Annotated in this window: 17 protein-coding genes; 12 read left to right on the plus strand and 5 right to left on the minus strand. The window is 34.6% G+C overall.

Annotated features, from left to right (window positions below):
* Window positions 1-194 precede the first annotated feature (194 nt).
* From ACWA1F_RS09290 to ACWA1F_RS09340, 11 genes are all read left to right on the plus strand, one after another.
* A complete protein-coding gene (locus ACWA1F_RS09290) occupies window positions 195-1,202 on the plus strand; it encodes a DHH family phosphoesterase (protein WP_456893520.1) in 1,008 nt (335 codons plus the stop codon).
* Between the two features lie 8 nt (window positions 1,203-1,210).
* Window positions 1,211-1,867, plus strand: a complete 657-nt coding sequence (gldI, locus tag ACWA1F_RS09295; RefSeq protein WP_306156718.1) for a gliding motility-associated peptidyl-prolyl isomerase GldI — start codon at window positions 1,211-1,213, stop codon at window positions 1,865-1,867.
* A 14-nt stretch (window positions 1,868-1,881) separates the two neighbouring features.
* Window positions 1,882-2,958 (plus strand): peptidylprolyl isomerase, encoded by a 1,077-nt coding sequence (locus tag ACWA1F_RS09300; protein WP_456893521.1) that lies wholly within the window; start codon window positions 1,882-1,884, stop codon window positions 2,956-2,958.
* A 32-nt stretch (window positions 2,959-2,990) separates the two neighbouring features.
* Window positions 2,991-4,115 carry a peptidylprolyl isomerase gene (locus ACWA1F_RS09305; RefSeq protein ID WP_456893522.1) on the plus strand — a complete coding sequence of 375 codons (1,125 nt, stop codon included), beginning with the start codon at window positions 2,991-2,993 and terminating at the stop codon, window positions 4,113-4,115.
* Between the two features lie 219 nt (window positions 4,116-4,334).
* The gene (locus ACWA1F_RS09310; protein WP_456893523.1) at window positions 4,335-5,234 is read left to right on the plus strand and encodes an EamA family transporter; all 900 of its coding nucleotides are present in this window, start codon (window positions 4,335-4,337) and stop codon (window positions 5,232-5,234) included.
* 87 nt (window positions 5,235-5,321) lie between these two features.
* The gene (locus tag ACWA1F_RS09315; protein ID WP_456893524.1) at window positions 5,322-5,678 is read left to right on the plus strand and encodes a DoxX family protein; all 357 of its coding nucleotides are present in this window, start codon (window positions 5,322-5,324) and stop codon (window positions 5,676-5,678) included.
* Between the two features lie 25 nt (window positions 5,679-5,703).
* Window positions 5,704-6,411: an aquaporin Z gene (aqpZ, locus tag ACWA1F_RS09320; RefSeq protein WP_456893525.1), complete on the plus strand. Its 708-nt coding sequence runs from the start codon at window positions 5,704-5,706 to the stop codon at window positions 6,409-6,411.
* A 45-nt stretch (window positions 6,412-6,456) separates the two neighbouring features.
* Complete coding sequence (locus tag ACWA1F_RS09325; RefSeq protein ID WP_306156729.1) at window positions 6,457-6,696, plus strand: GlsB/YeaQ/YmgE family stress response membrane protein; 240 nt, start codon at window positions 6,457-6,459, stop codon at window positions 6,694-6,696.
* A 113-nt stretch (window positions 6,697-6,809) separates the two neighbouring features.
* Window positions 6,810-7,637: a sterol desaturase family protein gene (locus tag ACWA1F_RS09330; protein WP_456893526.1), complete on the plus strand. Its 828-nt coding sequence runs from the start codon at window positions 6,810-6,812 to the stop codon at window positions 7,635-7,637.
* Window positions 7,638-7,758: 121 nt separating this feature from the next.
* On the plus strand, window positions 7,759-8,037 hold the full coding sequence (locus ACWA1F_RS09335) for a DUF2805 domain-containing protein (RefSeq protein ID WP_306156732.1): 279 nt from the start codon (window positions 7,759-7,761) through the stop codon (window positions 8,035-8,037).
* Between the two features lie 109 nt (window positions 8,038-8,146).
* Window positions 8,147-10,003, plus strand: a complete 1,857-nt coding sequence (locus ACWA1F_RS09340) for a M61 family metallopeptidase (RefSeq protein ID WP_456893527.1) — start codon at window positions 8,147-8,149, stop codon at window positions 10,001-10,003.
* Window positions 10,004-10,204: 201 nt separating this feature from the next.
* On the opposite strand, the gene ACWA1F_RS09345 is transcribed toward ACWA1F_RS09340, so the two are convergent.
* Both ACWA1F_RS09345 and ACWA1F_RS09350 read right to left on the minus strand, forming a co-directional pair.
* Entirely contained in the window at window positions 10,205-10,648 is a 444-nt protein-coding gene (locus ACWA1F_RS09345) for a hypothetical protein (protein ID WP_125719238.1), read from the minus strand.
* Window positions 10,649-10,836: 188 nt separating this feature from the next.
* Window positions 10,837-13,170 (minus strand): GH92 family glycosyl hydrolase, encoded by a 2,334-nt coding sequence (locus ACWA1F_RS09350; RefSeq protein ID WP_456893528.1) that lies wholly within the window; start codon window positions 13,168-13,170, stop codon window positions 10,837-10,839.
* A gap of 136 nt (window positions 13,171-13,306) precedes the next feature.
* On the opposite strand from ACWA1F_RS09350, the gene ACWA1F_RS09355 reads away from it, so the two are divergent.
* Window positions 13,307-13,930: a M949_RS01915 family surface polysaccharide biosynthesis protein gene (locus ACWA1F_RS09355; protein WP_456893529.1), complete on the plus strand. Its 624-nt coding sequence runs from the start codon at window positions 13,307-13,309 to the stop codon at window positions 13,928-13,930.
* Between the two features lie 73 nt (window positions 13,931-14,003).
* Here the strand turns inward: ACWA1F_RS09355 and ACWA1F_RS09360 are convergent, their stop codons facing one another.
* The 3 genes from ACWA1F_RS09360 to ACWA1F_RS09370 all read right to left on the minus strand — a co-directional run bounded on the left by ACWA1F_RS09360 (window position 14,004) and on the right by ACWA1F_RS09370 (window position 17,466).
* Window positions 14,004-14,360 (minus strand): hypothetical protein, encoded by a 357-nt coding sequence (locus tag ACWA1F_RS09360; RefSeq protein ID WP_456893530.1) that lies wholly within the window; start codon window positions 14,358-14,360, stop codon window positions 14,004-14,006.
* Window positions 14,361-14,510: 150 nt separating this feature from the next.
* The gene (locus ACWA1F_RS09365) at window positions 14,511-15,689 is read right to left on the minus strand and encodes an AIR synthase related protein (RefSeq protein WP_456893531.1); all 1,179 of its coding nucleotides are present in this window, start codon (window positions 15,687-15,689) and stop codon (window positions 14,511-14,513) included.
* Between the two features lie 292 nt (window positions 15,690-15,981).
* Complete coding sequence (locus ACWA1F_RS09370) at window positions 15,982-17,466, minus strand: carboxypeptidase regulatory-like domain-containing protein (protein ID WP_456893532.1); 1,485 nt, start codon at window positions 17,464-17,466, stop codon at window positions 15,982-15,984.
* Between the last annotated feature and the right edge of the window lie 32 nt (window positions 17,467-17,498).

Consider the following 17,498-nt stretch of genomic DNA (forward strand, 5'->3'; position numbering starts at 1 on the left):
ATAACTATCGGGATCGCGATAGCGAATCCGTGTCATCTGCGTGCTAATTACATACAACAATTTAAAACCCAAATTCCATAATAGAAATGAACACTAAACAATCTGAACACTGATCACTTAAAAAAACTGATCACTGACCACTGAGATTTAAAAATATTTTCAGCATTACATTAAAAACTGTAAATTCGCACACTATGAAAATACAAGATATTCAAGCGATTCAATTATTACTCGCCACCCCAAAGAAAATCGTCATAATTCCGCACAGAGGACCAGACGGTGATGCAATGGGATCTACGTTGGGTTTATACCATTTTTTAATTAAAAACAATCATCAGGCAACGGTAATTGCTCCAAATGATTTTCCTAATTTTTTAGCTTGGCTTCCAGGATCTGAAACGGTAAAAATTTTCGAGAAAGAAACCGAAATCTGTACACAACTTTTAGAAGAAGCTGAAGTAATTTTTACGCTCGATTTTAATGCTTTTCACCGTACAGGCGAAATGATGGAGAATGTTTTAGCAAAACTGAATTCTACTTTTATCATGATCGATCATCATCAGAAACCTGATGATTATGCCACTTATACTTATTCAGACACTTCATTCGGATCGACTTGTGAGATGGTTTATAATTTCATCGATTTCTTAAACAAAAGAGAAGATATCGATAAAGACATTGCAACTTGCATCTACACAGGAATTCTTACTGATTCTGGTTCGTTCCGTTTTCCGGGAACAACTGGAAACACGCACAGAATCATAGCCGAATTAATTGATTTAGGAGTCGAAAACACGCAGATTCCTGTTTTACTTTTCGATAATAGTTCTTTCAGCAGATTGCAGCTATTAGGGCGCGCTTTGCAAAACATGAAGATACTTGAAGATCATAAAACTTCGTATATGACGTTAACACAAGAAGAGCTAGATTCTTTCAATTATGTTAAAGGCGATACAGAAGGAATTGTTAATTATGGTTTAAGTATAAAAGATATTGTTTTTACTGCTATTTTTATCGAAAATAAAGAAGAAGGCATTATCAAGATTTCTTTCCGTTCGCAAGGAGGTTTTGATGTAAATCAGTTTGCACGAGATCATTTTAACGGCGGCGGACATAGTAATGCAGCTGGCGGAAGATCGGAAGTTTCGATGGAAGAAACAGTAAATAAATTTGAAGATTTAGTAAAGAAACTAAAATTATAGTCCAAATCATGAATAACCTAAAACTTAGCATTTACACTTTGCTTATTGCTGTTTTGTCAATCAGCTGTAAGCATCCTGAAGAAGCCAGAAGACCTATTTCGAGTGCTTCGGGAACATTCATGAAAAAATCGGCTGACCGAAACAAAAAATTAGTGGCAAATGAAGAAGATGTCATTAAAAAAATAATCAAAAGCAATCCGAAAGTAAAATATTATGCCACTCCAAAAGGCTATTGGTTTTGCTATGAAGAAAAAAATGCAACCGAAACTTTGGCTCCAAGAAAAGGAGATATCGCTTATTTTAATATGGAAGTGAAAGATATAAAAGGAAATGTCATTTACTCCGAATCTGATCTTGGTCCACAAACTTACTATGTCGACAAACAAGACATTATGATGGGACTTCGCGACGGAATTAAAAGAATGCACAAAAATGAAACTGTGACTTTTTTATTCCCATCACACATGGCGTACGGCTACCACGGAGACAACAAAAAAATTGGAACAAACGAATCTTTAATGGTTACTGTAACACTTAGAAATTTTGTTCCAGATCCGGCTGCGCCAACTGCAAAACCAGCAGCACAGCCTTCACAAACCGTAACACCAAAACCAGCCGCTGCGAAACCTGCGGCTCCAGCTAAAAAAGACACATTAACTCAATAAAACAATATCTTAAAATGAAAAAGAGTATTTTATTATTACTAATAGCCGTAAGCTCATTTTATTCTTGTAAAGACGATCACAGTAATCTGCCAGATGGTTTATATGCCGATATCGAAACAAACAAAGGTCACATCATTGTAGAGCTTGATTACAAAAAAGCGCCAATTACAGTTGCAAACTTTGTGACTCTTGCTGAAGGTAAAAACGAGTTTATAACGCATGAAGACCTTAAAAAGAAACCTTTTTTTGATGGTTTAAAATTTCATAGAGTTATCGAAAGTTTCATGATTCAGACTGGAGATCCATTAGGAACTGGTTCTGGAGATACTGGTTATAAATTTAAAGATGAATTCTCTGATTTAAAATTTGACAAAGCTGGAGTTTTAGCAATGGCCAATAACGGACCTGGAACAAACAGCAGCCAATTTTTCATTACGCATGTCGAAACTCCTTGGTTAGACGGAAAACATACAATTTTTGGTCATGTTGTAGACGCAAAAGATCAGGAAGTCGTAAACAAAGTAGTGCAAGGCGATAATATTGTTTCTGTAAAAATCATCAGAAATGGTGAAGCGGCAAAGAAATTTGATGCTGTAAAAGTATTCCACGATTATTTTGCTGACATTGCAAAAGAACAAAGTAAATATGCTGAAGTTCAAAAAGAAAAAGTAGCTTATTATGCTTCTATTAAACCAAAAGCAACTAAAACAAACTCTGGTTTAGAATTTGTTATTACAGAAAAAGGTTCTGGTAAAAAACCAGCTATTGGAACTCAAATTTATATTTCATATTCAGGATTTCTTGAAGATGGAACCTTATTTGATTCAAGCGTTGCTGATGTAAATAAAGCTTTTGGAAAATATGATGCTACAAGAGCTGAACAAAACGGCTATCAGCCAATTCCGTTTCAGGCAGGAAAAAAAGATGGCCTAATTCCTGGTTTTATTGAAGGAATCGAGCAGCTTTCTTTTGGAGATAAAGCAGTTTTATTTATTCCTTCTCATTTAGCTTATGGAGCAACTGGAGCTGGAGGGGTAATTCCGCCAAATGCGAACATCATTTTTGAGATTCAGTTATTAGAGAAACCGTAATTATTTAATCACAGACTTAAATTTAAATAATAATGAAGTTTAAATTTCTTTTTTTATTCTGCCTAGCAGTAGTAAATATTCAGGCTCAAACTAAAAAGCCTGCTGCAAAACCAGCAGCAAAACCTACAACTAAAACAGCGGTTGCTGCAAATCCTGGCGACGGAATTTTTGCTACAATCTCTACTACAAAAGGAGATATTGTTTTATCCTTAGAATATGTAAAAGCTCCTGTTACAGTGGCTAATTTTATCACTTTGGCAGAAGGTACAAATCCTAATGTAAAAGCGTCTCTTAAAGGAAAACCATTCTATAACGGATTAAAATTCCACAGAGTTATTAATGACTTTATGATTCAAGGTGGTGATCCAGACGGAAATGGTTCTGGAGGTCCAGGATATTCATTTAAAGATGAATTTGTAGACGATTTAAAATTCGAAAAAGGCGGTGTTTTAGCAATGGCAAATTCGGGCCCAGCAACAAACGGTAGCCAGTTTTTCATTACACATAAAGATACTCCTTGGCTAAACGGAAAGCATACTATTTTTGGTCATGTAGTTTCTGGAATGGACAATGTAAACAAAATTGTTCAGGACGATGTAATGACAAAAATTGTGATTACTCGTAAAGGTGCTGCGGCAAAGAAGTTTGATGCTTTAAAAGTTTTAAGCGATGATGTAAAAAAAGAGGCTGCTAAAAAAGAAGAAGCTAAAAAAGTAGTAACGGCTAAAGCGGCTTATTTTAAAGATTTGAAAGCAAAAGCTACTGCAACTGCGACAGGTTTAAAATATGTTGTTACACAAAAAGGAACTGGCGTTAAAGGCGCTGAAGGTTCTACAATCTATTTCCACTACGCGGGATATTTTGAAGATGGTACCTTATTTGACAGCAGCATGGCTCCAGTAGCAAAAGCATACGGAAAATATGATGCTAACAGAGATGCTCAAGGCGGATACAAAGCTTTTCCTTTTACAGTTGGAAAAAAAGAAGGAATGATTCCTGGTTTCATTGAAGCGTTAGATATGATGACAGACGGAGAAAAAGCAACTTTCTTCCTGCCTTCAAACTTAGCTTATGGCGAAAAAGGTGCTGGCGGTGTAATTCCACCAAATGCAACTTTAGTGTTCGAAATTGAAACCTACCAAAATCAGCCTAAGTAATTATAATAGAGAACAATTGTTCTTTGCCAATAAAAGCCATCAGAATTATTTTTGATGGCTTTTCTCTTTTTCGGCGTTTTCATTTTTTAAAGAATTCTTAATTCAAGACTTTAAAAATGAATTTTATTATCATTAAATTACTATTTTCAACATAGTACGATGAAATCCTAAACAAAATAACTTACCTTTGCCGGCTAATTTTTTTAAAACAGATAATTTATGACGTCGCAAAATAATGTATTAAAAGGTGTTTTTCTTGTTGCCTTGGGAGCAACCACATACGGAATGCTGGCTACCTTTGTAAAAATGGCTTATACGGAAGGATACACAACTGCAGAAGTAACGACCTCACAATTTATTTATGGAATTTTAGGCATTCTTTTAATCAACCTTTTTCAGCGTATTAAAAATAAAAATAGCGCTGTAAAAGCATCTCCTAAAAATATTTTCAGTTTAATGCTTGCGGGAACTTCATTAGGAATGACCAGCTTATTTTATTATCTGGCTGTAAAATACATTCCTGTTTCTATCGGAATCGTTTTATTGATGCAGACCGTTTGGATGGGTGTTTTGCTTGAAATGATTTTAGAAAAAAAACTTCCTTCAAAACAAAAAGTCATTGCGGTCTGTATAGTGCTTTTTGGAACTGTTTTAGCGACCAATATTATCAATAATGACATCGAACTAGACTGGAGAGGTTTAGTTTGGGGAATGCTCGCTGCAGCCTCTTTTACTACCACTATGTTTACTGCAAATAGCGTTGCTACAGAAATTTCATCAGCACAGAGAAGCCTTTACATGCTTTTAGGTGGCGCCGTTATTGTTTTTTCGTTTACTTTTGCAACTCAAGTAACGGCTTTCAATATGGAAATTTTCTTGAAATGGGGAATTGTTCTGTCTTTGTTTGGAACTATAATTCCGCCACTTTTGATGACTGCAGGTTTTCCTTTAACTGGAATTGGATTGGGAAGTATTGTTTCTGCCCTTGAACTGCCCGTTTCTGTAATGATGGCATTTGTTTTATTAAACGAAAAAGTAATCCTTTCTCAATGGATTGGTATTGTATTAATTATACTTGCCATAATCATTATGAATGTAAATTTCAAGCCTAAAAAATAACTTCAAACAGGCATTATTAAAAAAATAAGATCTGTAATGCAATAATTGTTAATTTTTTTATAAATTCGTGATAAACAAATATTTATCATGATTCTACCTTGGCATTTATATCTAATGGCTTCCTTATATATTATTGCTGGTATAAATCATTTTAGAAAACCTGGAATGTACATAAGAATCATTCCGCCCGCATTCAAAAACCCCAAATTAATAAATATTTTAAGTGGTGCCTCCGAGATTATTTTGGGCATCTTTCTAATCCTGCCTTTTACAACACATTATGCCGCTTGGGGAATTATAATGCTATTAATTGCTGTTTTCCCTGCCAATTTGTATATGTTGGAAAATAAAAAAGCAGGTTTTGGTTTACCAATATGGATTTTATTTGTACGTTTGCCCTTACAATTTGTTTTAATTTATTGGGCTTACCAATATACATTCTAACATTAACCATTTAAATTATTTTATTATGAAAAAATTATTTGCTGAGTTTTTCGGAACTTATTGGCTTGTTTTTGGTGGATGCGGGAGCGCTATTTTTGCTGCAGGTATTCCAGATTTAGGAATCGGGTTTGCAGGTGTTGCGCTGGCTTTTGGTTTAACAGTACTGACTATGGCCTATGCTGTTGGACACATTTCTGGAGGTCATTTTAATCCTGCCGTTTCTTTTGGTTTATGGGCTGGCGGAAGGTTTTCTGCCAAAGATCTTATTCCGTATATCATTGCGCAATGTGTTGGAGCTGCTGCAGCGGCAGGAACTTTATACACAATAGCTTCTGGAAAAGCGGGCTTTGCAATTGACAGTACAAAAGCTGGAGCCTTTGCTTCTAACGGTTTTGGCGCTTTTTCTCCTGATGGCTATTCGTTACAAGCTTGTTTTATCGCTGAGTTTGTACTTACCTTATTCTTCTTATTGGTGATTTTGGGTGCTACCGATAAATTTGCAAATGGCAGATTTGCAGGAATCGCAATTGGTTTGGCTTTAACATTAATCCATTTAATTAGTATTCCAATTACGAATACTTCTGTAAACCCAGCGAGATCTTTGTCACAAGCTATTTTTGTTGGCGGAGAACCATTATCTCAGGTTTGGCTGTTTTGGGTCGCCCCTATTCTCGGGGCTTTAGCTGGAGGTTTCCTCTATAAAACTTTACTGCAAAATCATGCAGAAGCATAATGTTGCTTTCAAAAAACCATTCACAAAAATAAACTAAATATACACATGGAATTTTTATATTTTTTACTTATTGGCGCTATTTCTGGCTGGTTAGCTGGTCAAATCTGGAAAGGCGGAGGTTTTGGATTACTTGGTAATATCATTGTTGGAATTATCGGCGGGTTTATCGGCGGATGGATTGCAGGCAAACTTGGTATTGGCGGTGGCGGACTTCTCTGGCAGATCTTAATCGCAGTTGGAGGTGCTTGGGTTTTATTGTTTATAATAAGCCTAATCAAAAAATAATACTCTAAATAATTATTTTGAAAGAGAAAATCAGATATATTTATATTTGGTTTTCTCTTTTTTATTGGATAAAACCGAAAGAAATTTTTACTTCAATTCAAATATTATGTAGTATGAATGACATTATCAATTATTTTTCTACGATTCCTTCTTCGCACAGAAGTTTGATTTTGGTTGGTGGTATTACCATTTTCTGGCTCATCGAAAACAGTTTTCCATTGTTTAAAATGCAGTATAAAAAATGGCCTCATGCTGGAATAAATTTCTTTTTTACGTTTACTACCATTGTGGTCAACTTTGTTTTAGCTTTTATTTTAATAAAAACTGCAGCTTGGACTGTCGAGCATAATTTTGGAATTCTGCAATGGCTTCCGCAATTGCCTATTTGGCTTTATACCATTCTTGGCTTACTGCTTTTGGATTTAATTGGAGCTTATTTGGCTCATTTGGTAGAACACAAAGTAAAAATTCTGTGGCAGTTTCATTTAGTGCATCACACCGACACTTGGATTGACACTACAACAGCAAACAGACATCATCCAGGAGAAAGTGTTGTTCGTTTTGTTTTTACCACTTTGGGTGTTTTACTTGTCGGTTCTCCAATGTGGATGGTTTTTCTTTATCAGTCGCTATCTGTTGTGGCTTCACAATTTAATCACGCTAATATTTCACTTCCAGAAAAACTAGATCTTTTCTTAAGCTACTTTATCGTTTCTCCAAATATGCATAAAGTGCATCATCATTATGTTCTGCCTTATACAGATAGCAATTATGGAAATATTTTTTCTGTTTGGGACAGAATTTTTGGAACCTTTACCTATTTACCCAAAGATCAGCTGGTATACGGTGTAGATACTCACATGCTGCCCGAGGAAAACAATCAATTGAAAAATTTATTAAAAATTCCATTTCAAAAATCAAGATCCTTCAAAAACAGCTAAAATCATTAAAAAAAATGCACTCTGCTGAAACAACGTATTATTTTTTTTTATAATATTGATACTAGAATTGAAAATCAATCTATTAATCATTAACACCCTATTTTGAATTAATTTTCACGAGATGAAAAAGAGTAGCCGCAAAGAATTAACTTGGGAAGAAACGGAAAAACTTGTTTCGTTAGCTTTAGAAGAAAGAAATCCATTTGAAATTATAAAAAAAGAATTTGGATTAGCAGAAAAAGAAGTTCTGGAAATCATGAAGAAGAAAATGCCTGCAGAAAAATTTGAGATGTGGAAAAAGAAGGCAGTTGCAAACAAACCGAAACCAAAACCAGTAAAAATAGATGATTTTGATGAAGATTTGGACGGAAAGTATTATATAAAAAATAAATTAGACTAAGATAAAGCTCCTGTTTTTCAGGAGTTTTTTTTATCTTTAAAATTAATGTGATTTTTTAGTAACTTTTTAATGCTTTTTGTGTCAAATACAATTAACTAAACATATACAAATGAAAAAAATACTTTACACCTTAGCTCTAGCGGTAACTTTTTGGAGCTGTAAAACAGGGAGCACTGGAGCCACAAAAAGCAATATAGTTGAAGTGAATATCAATTTAACCGATGTTAAAGACGATAAAGTGTTGGTAACCGTTACGCCTCCTGCTATTAAAACTGACGAAATTGTTTACAGCATTCCTAAAACCGTTCCAGGTACGTATTCTACAGATAATTACGGTAAATTTTCAGAAGATTTTAAAGCATTTGATGCTAAAGGAAACCCACTTACGGTAAAAAGATTAGACGATAATTCTTGGTCTATTTCAAATGCAAAATCCTTAAAGAAAATCACTTACTTGGTAAATGACACTTTCGATACTGAAAAAGGAACTGGATTTGGAAATGATGACGTTTTCTCTCCAGCGGGAACAAACATCGATGCAGGAAAAAATTTCATGGTCAATACTCATGGTTTTGTTGGGTATTTCCAAGACAAATTAGATGTTCCTTACAAAGTTACGATTACGCATCCTGAGACGCTTTGGGGCGCTACTTCTATGACAGATCAAGATGCAAGCAATACTTCTGATACTTTTACAACCTCTCGTTATGCAATTTTGGTAGAAAATCCAATTATGTATTCTAAACCAGATTACACTACTTTTAATGTAAACGGAATGGATATTTTAATCGCGGTGTACTCTCCTACTGGAAAATATACTGCTGAAAGCATTACGCCAGAGATGAAAACGATGATGACAGCACAGAAAAACTTTTTAGGAAAGGTAAACTCTACTAAAAAATATACGGTGTTATTGTACTTATCAAGCATGGCAAAAGACGATGCGCACGGTTTTGGGGCTTTAGAACACCCAACTGCTACAACAGTGGTTTTGCCAGAATCTATGCCTAAAGAAAAATTGGTAGAATCTATGAAAGATGTGGTTTCTCACGAATTCTTTCATATCGTAACTCCATTAACCATTCACTCAAAAGAAATTCAGTTTTTTGATTACAATGCACCAAAAATGTCTGAGCATTTATGGATGTATGAAGGTGTAACAGAATATTTTGCGAATCTTTTCCAAATCAACCAAGGTTTGATTGATGAAGCTGAATTCTATACTCGTATTGCCGATAAAATTGAACAAGCAAAAGGTTTAAATGATACAATGTCATTTACCGTTATGAGCAAAAATGTATTAGAGCAGCCATACAAAGACCAGTACTTAAATGTATACCAAAAAGGTGCTTTAATTGGTATGTGCATTGACATTATCATCAGAGAAAAAAGTAATGGCGAAAGAGGCATTTTGGATTTAATGCACAAACTATCTGATGAATATGGTGTTGAAAAACCATTTAATGATGACGAATTATTCGCAAAAATCACTTCGTTAACGTATCCTGAAGTTGGTGAGTTTTTAAATAAATATGTTGCAGGAACTACTCCAATTCCTTACGATTTTTATTTAGCTAAAGTTGGTGTTACAAAAGCAACGGAGAAAAAAGCAGGAAATCCGTTTATTAAAGGACAAACTCCATATATCACAATTGATAAAGCAACAAAAGAAATTGCTGTTCGTCCAGATTCAGAATCAATTGAATTCTTTAAAAACTTGAATTTAAAAGGTGGCGATAAAATCTTAGCTGTAAACAACAAATCATACAATTTAGACAACATTTACGATTTGATTACAGAAAGTGAAAATTGGAAAGAAAACGATCCTATTACGCTTAAAGTTAAACGTGGTACTAAAGAAGAAACGATTAAAGGAACCGTAAAACTGCCTTTCGAAGAATCTGAAACTTTTAAAGCTACTGATGCTTCAAAAGAGAAACTTAAAAATGCATGGTTAAAAGGATAATTTCTTTTTAATTGCAACTCATAAAAAAACCGATAATCTTACGATTATCGGTTTTTTGTTTTGTCAGGCTGAGCGAAGTCGAAGCCCGTCATGCTGAATCACGTTGCGGGGCTTCGACTCCGCTCAGCCTGACAAACTTTACGCTATTGTCTTTGTCGATCTCCGAGTGTGATCCTTCGTTCCTCAGGATGACAAACTAAACTATTTCTTCACCGGAAATTTCCAGTCAAATTCATCTTTACTGTTGATGATTGCTCCAATTTCGAATTTCACCACCTCATCAAATTCCGTTTGAAGGATAAACCAATTGTCTTCGTTGAAGTAATTCTCGAAAGTATCAAAAGTTTCCTGATTGTATTTTGTAATTCCTTTTGCAGCGAAATCTTTCTTGACATCAGCAATTTTTCTTCCGATTAATTTGAATCCGAAAACTTCTAGATCATTGCTTGATGCTACAATGTAACCCAATTTCAAATCTTCTTCCTGATAGAATGTCAATCTTGCTTTTAATGCATTGTAAACAAAAATTACGTTGTCGTCTTCGTCTTTATAGTTTTTATCAGGTTTTCCTAAAGCAGCGGTTACATCGTTCTGCTTCATTCCGAAAAGTAATTTATCGATTCCTGATTTTAAATTTATTTTCATATTTCGTTTCTTTATTTAGAGTGCAAATTTCGCTTTTTTTTCGCCACGAATTTCACGAATTGCACAATTTTCTCGATTTTTACATCTCTCTTGTCAGGCTGAGCGTCCCGAGACTTCGGGAGAAGCCCCGAGCCAATTGGAACGCCCTTCGACTCCGCTCAGGGTGACATCACGGCAACATTCATAATTTATAATCCATAACTTTTATTTGGTTTTGAAGTCATATAAAACGTAATCTTTCCTCCATTCATAACATCTTCATGTTTTAAAAATGGTTTAGAAAGTTCTTTTCCATTCAAAAGCACTTTTGAAACAAACACATTTTTATCGGATTGATTCACTGTTGTAACTTCAAAAGTTTTCCCGTTTTCTAAATTTAAAATAGCGTTTTTCAGTAGCGGACTTCCCAATGCGTACTCGTCAGAACCTGGAGCGACTGGGTAAAATCCTAAACTGCTGAAAATATACCAAGCACTCATTTGTCCGAAATCGTCATTTCCTCCTAAACCATCAGCTCCGTTTCGATACATTTTTTTCAAAATCATTCTAATTTTATCTTGTGATTTCCAAGGCGAATCTGTCCAATTGTATAAATAAACTACGTGATGCGAAGGCTCGTTTCCGTGAACATAATTTCCGATGATTCCATCTCGGGTAATATCTTCTGTGTTTTCAAAATATTTATCTGGAAGATGCATGTTAAATAAAGAATCTAAACGAACTTTAAATTTTTCATTTCCGCCCATTAAATTAATCATACTAGCAGGATCTTGTGGAATGTACAAGCTGTAGTTCCAAGAATTTCCTTCAATAAAACCTTGCCCGTGTGTATCAAGCGGATCAAATTCCTTCTTGAAAGTGCCGTCATTCAATTTCGGACGCATAAAACCTGTTTTCTCGTCATATACATTTTTATAATTTTTCGATCTGTTGATGAATTCATTATAAATTTCTGTTTTGCCTAATTTCTTCGCCGCCTGTGCAATTGCCCAGTCGTCGTAAGCATATTCTAGAGTTTTAGAAACCGAAGCTCCGCTTTTATCTTCTGGAACATAGCCTTTATTCATATAATATTCTAAGCCATCGTAATAAGGAACTTTTGCCGTATTTACACAGGCCTGAAGCGCTTTTTCGGCATCAAAAGAAATATTGCCTTTTACAATGGCATCAGCTACGACAGAAACAGAATGATAGCCAATCATACACCAGTTTTCATTGGCATAGTGTGACCAGATTGGAAGCATTTTATGAACACTCTGATCTGAATGCGCCAACATAGAACTGACCATATCGGCATTTCTTTTATGCTGTACAATATTAAATAAAGGATGCAAAGCACGATAGGTATCCCAAAGCGAATAACTGGTATAGTTGGTAAAATTTTCAGCTTTATGAACATTCATATCAAGTCCTTTATAATTTCGATCCAAATCCATGTATTCTGTTGGACCTAGAAAAGCGTGATACATTGCTGTGTAAAAGTTCACCAAATCTTCTTTTTGAATGGTTTCAATCTGAATTTTATTCAATTCTTTATTCCAAACTTCCTGACTTTGTTTTTTTACTTTTTCGAAATCCCAGTCAGGCGTTTCTTTTTTCATGTTTTCTAAAGCTCCAGCAGAACTTACAGGCGATAAAGCCATTTTTATTTTAATTTTTTCGCCTTCACTAGTATCAAAATCAAAGAACAATTTTAAGTTTTGTCCTGCCATTTCTGGAAAGTTTTTCGTTTGGTCAAATCTTCCCCAGAAACCTCTGTAAACACTTTTTTCTTGCGCCGCTTGTCCGTAACTTTTAATTGGCTTGCTGAATGACATCGCAAAATAAACCGTTCGAGTTCTCGCCCAGCCATTGGTCTGACGGTAACCTGTTATTAAAGTATCGTTTTCTACACGAACAAATGTCCAAACATTCTTTTTGTCGTAGTTGTAAATTCCTGAAGTTAGATCTAGAATAATATGCGCCTCATTAGATTTTGGAAAAGTATACTGATGCATTCCTACGCGGGTTGTTGCGGTCAATTCAGCTTTAATTTTATGGTCTTCCAATAAAACACTGTAATAAGCGGGTTCTGCTTTTTCTGTCGAATGGGAAAATGCCGACCTATAACCCGACAATGGTTTTGATGCCACACCCGGATTTAATTGCAGTTTTCCTGTTGTCGGCATAATTAAGAAATCGCCTAAATCGGAATGTCCCGTTCCGCTGAAATGGGTATGGCTAAAACCGACAATGGTTTTATCTTCATACTGATAACCAGCACAGTATTTATAGACTTCACCGTTATATTTTCCGTTTAAACTGTAGGCAATTGTATCGGTTTCCGGACTTAATTGTACGCTTCCAAACGGAACTGTTGCACCAGGATAGGTATGTCCCATTTTTGCTGTGCCGATCATTGGGTCGACGTACTGAATCAGATTTGCTTTTTCTGCCGTCTTCTTCTGTCCTATTGCATTATTTATGGAAAGTACTGAAATCAGCGCTCCGAGAAGAAAATTACTCCGTTTTATTGTAATCATTTTTATTGTTTTTCTTTGAAATCTTCGTTGTTGTTTTAATCTAGAAAAATACAACAATTTCTATTCTAAAAAACATAATTTTAGCAGAACTCAAAAGGTTTAAATATCTTTGATATACTAAAAGCCTAGCAAAAGCATGAAAAAATATATTTTAATTTTACTTTCCTTTTATTCGTCATTTATTTTTTCTCAAAAAACAGAAAGCCACAGATTATCCAAACAGGAAATTTCACAGCGCGAACTTGAAGGCGTAACCGATTTTCCTATTTACAGAGCTTTTGAATTTAGTGATAAAGGTGGTGTATACAATTTGGTTTTAGCAGAAAATCAGAAAACAATTTCTAAAAAAGATACTTTAAATACCAAAATTCAAGCAATTTGCGTGATGAATGATCATGGTGGATTTCTAGAAAAATGGAGAATTAATGATTTACTCGAAGATTATGTTCCGAAAGAAACTAACATTTGGTTCTGGACAAAATATTGCAGTACAAAAGATCTTGATAACGATGGTTATATTGATCCTGTAATCGTTTATGGCACAAGAACTGAATATGATGAAATAAGACGCGTAAAGATTATTACGGTTTATAAAAATAAAAAATACGTGATTCGTGCTGTCGAATGCGAATTAGACGATTGCAGAAGTTTCAAAAAAGATCAAAATTGGAATACGCTTCCTCAGAAAATAAAAACGTATCTAGATCAATTGGTTGTTAAATTGAGAAAAGAACAAAATTTGCTTTTGAAGGATGGGTAGATTTAATTATAAATTATGAGTTATGAATTGTTGCTTATTAATTTCATAACTCATAACTCATAATTCATAATTCTTATTCACTCATTTCATCGTAACGTTCCGGAACCTGCGGATCGTAAAGAGGTAATTTGAATTCTTCCATGATCTCAACCAATTTATTCATGGTTTTTCCTTCTGTTCCGTAGCAGTCTATTTTGATGCTTTGTGGTGTAGTAAGAACTTGAAATGCGCCTTTCCCTTTTGGATTTTTCCAGCTGTTTTCATCGACTCTTTCCCAATCAGAAAAAACAGAATTAATTCTATTTACGATTACGTCAGTTTGAAGAACAGCAAGACCTTCTACTTCTTCATTTTCAAGAAGAGCTTCATAAACCTCCTGATTATTAAGGTAAATTTCGTCCAGATATCTCCAAAAAAGTAATTCGTACATAATCGTTGTGTTTTTTTTTAACCATATAAGTAATATAAGAAAATATAAAAGAAGGATTTAATTGGAACGTGGCTTCGACTCCGCTCAGCCTGACAATTGATTCTTCTAAATTAAAATTAACTTATATAACTTATATGGTTTACAATATTTTTAATATTCAAATGTTCCGTATTCGCTTGTAATAGTAAGTTTTTTAGCATCTGATGCTTCTACTCTACCTACGATTTGTGCGTCTACATTGAAAGATTTAGAGATTTCAATGATATCTTGTGCAATACTTTCTGGAACGTAAAGCTCCATTCTGTGACCGCAGTTGAAAACCTGATACATTTCTTTCCAATCTGTTTTTGATTGTTCTTGAATTAATTTGAACAATGGTGGAACTGGAAATAAATTGTCTTTTATAATGTGTAAATCTTTTACAAAATGTAAAATTTTAGTTTGCGCTCCACCGCTGCAGTGCACCATTCCGTGAATATCTTCTGGAGTATATTTATCTAAAATCTTTTTGATAATTGGTGCATAAGTTCTTGTTGGAGAAAGAACTAATTGTCCTGCATTGATTGGGCTGTTTTCTACCTCATCAGTTAAATTTACTTGTCCTGAATAAATTAGTTCTTCTGGAACTGCTGCATCATAACTTTCTGGATATTTTTTAGCTAAATATTTTCCGAAAACGTCGTGACGTGCAGAAGTAAGTCCGTTACTTCCCATTCCACCGTTATACCCTTTTTCATAAGAAGCTTGTCCGAAAGAAGCCAGACCTACAATTACGTCACCAGCTTTAATGTTGGCATTATCTACAACATCGCTGCGTTTCATACGTGCCGTAACTGTCGAGTCTACAATAATAGTACGAACTACATCTCCAACATCGGCAGTTTCTCCTCCTGTTGAATGAATAGTAACTCCGAATGATTTTAATTCGTTGATTAATTCTTCTGTTCCGTTGATAATTGCAGAAATTACTTCGGCAGGAATTAAGTTTTTATTTCTTCCAATAGTTGAAGAAAGTAAAATATTGTCTGTTGCACCGACACACAATAAATCATCAATATTCATGATTAAAGCATCTTGAGCGATTCCTTTCCAAACAGAAAGATCTCCAGTTTCTTTCCAATACATATACGCCAAAGATGACTTTGTACCTGCTCCGTCAGCATGCATGATAAGGCAGTGCTCCTCATCTTGCGTTAAATAATCTGGAACAATTTTGCAGAATGCCTGCGGAAATAAACCTTTGTCAATATTTTTTATAGCGTTATGTACGTCTTCTTTTGATGCCGAAACACCTCTTTGTGCATATCTTTTGCTAGAATCTGAACTCATGAAAATTAGTTTGTGTTGATGTGGTGCAAAGATAATCCCTTTTTTTAATTCTTTGCGGTATTCGATTATTTGATTGATAAAAAAATCGGCAGAAGTATATCTTCTGCCGATCTTCTCAAATAAAATTGGTTATGAAGGTTTGGCTTGCTGATTAAAGGCGCTAAGGTACTGAGGCACTAAGATGCTAAGTTTTCTCTTAGAATCTGATAATCTTGAATATTAAAAAATCCGCTTAAATCTGTAAATCTGCATGAAACCAGACTACAATTTAAGCGGATTTTCTATATATTTTTTATTCCCAATCAGGCATTGCTGTTCCTGAAAATAAGGTTGTTCTAGAATTTGCTACGCCTATTCCGCATTTCACGATATTTTTCACTGAAATTCCATCGTTTGAGGTATTCGTAAAAATCAATTCTGCTTCGTTTGGAGAATATCGCACATCCAGATCGTTTGTTCCTGCAGCTTTTTCTGTCGCAATTCCGTATGAATTTCCTAAAAGAAAGTTATATTCAAAAATTTTAGAATCTAATTGACGATAATTGCTGTTTTCAAATCCAGAAACATCTCTCGTGTAAACAAGTTTTAAACCAGAAACCGAAAAATTCAATCCGCTGACTGCTCCAGGCAATCCTGCTAATACTTGCGTTTCTATAACTCCTGAAGGATTTATAACGTAAATTTCGACACCGTAACCGTTTATATCGTTTACTTTAAGCGCTATTTTACTTCCATCAGCACTCCAATCGCATTCAGAAATAAATTTCCCGTTTGGTGTTTGGAATATTTTGGCTAATCCGCTTCCATCGCTTTTAATTCGATACAATTTATCAAAGCTCGGATAAATAAATTCGCTTCCTGAAGCATTCCAAGAATAGCCTAAATAGTCTGAATTGAATCCTGCAATTGGAACAGAACTGGTTACTTTTTTAATATCTGATCCATCAAAATTCATTGTATAAATATCATTTTGCGAACCGCTTGTTCCTATAAATGCTATTTTCTGAGCCTGATTATTTCGTCTCGGACGCCAGTAATTTTTTTCCGAACTTGTCAATTGGTATTGTTTACCTGCGTCATCTGCGGTAAAAATGACATTATTTCCGCTTATAGTTTTCACAAATAAATGTCTTGTTGAAGGGAATGCAACGGTAGAAAATGCACTTACCGTACTTAAAACAGGGGTATTAATTCCGTCGCTTACAGAAACCTGCCAGTAATATTTAGCACCATATATTAAATCTGTGAGTACTATTTTTTTGTCTTTTATGTCTGCAAAAACTGCTACATCGCTATTTTTATCATTTCTCAAATTTACAGTATACGTCATTGCATCATTATCTGGATCTGTTACGGTCCAAGTTAATTCTAAACTTACTGGTTGATTTACACTATTATCTACTGGAGCTGCCAGAATCGGAACTGTTGGAGGCTTATTATTTGCAGTAGATTTGCTCAATTCAAATACAATTTCAGAGGTATTATTTGCTGTTACGGTAACTGCTTCAAATTTTGCTACAAAACCATCTTTTTGAGCTTGAAAAGAATATTCTCCCGTTTTTATGTTTGAAACTGTAAATTTTCCTTCGGCATCTGTAAAAACAGTGCTGGTTGTCGGACTTGATAATATTTTGACATTTTCCATTGGTTCAAAAGTCTCACTGTTGACTACTTTTCCTGTTACTGTTCCAAACTCAGATTCTCCAATTTTTTCTTCGCTGCAGGAAACCAAAAACAATAAAAAAAGTATGCTCGTTATTTTATATATATACTTCATTGCTGCTTGTTTTAAATTTTAAACTTAATTAC

It is taken from the genome of Flavobacterium erigeronis, assembly GCF_054075165.1.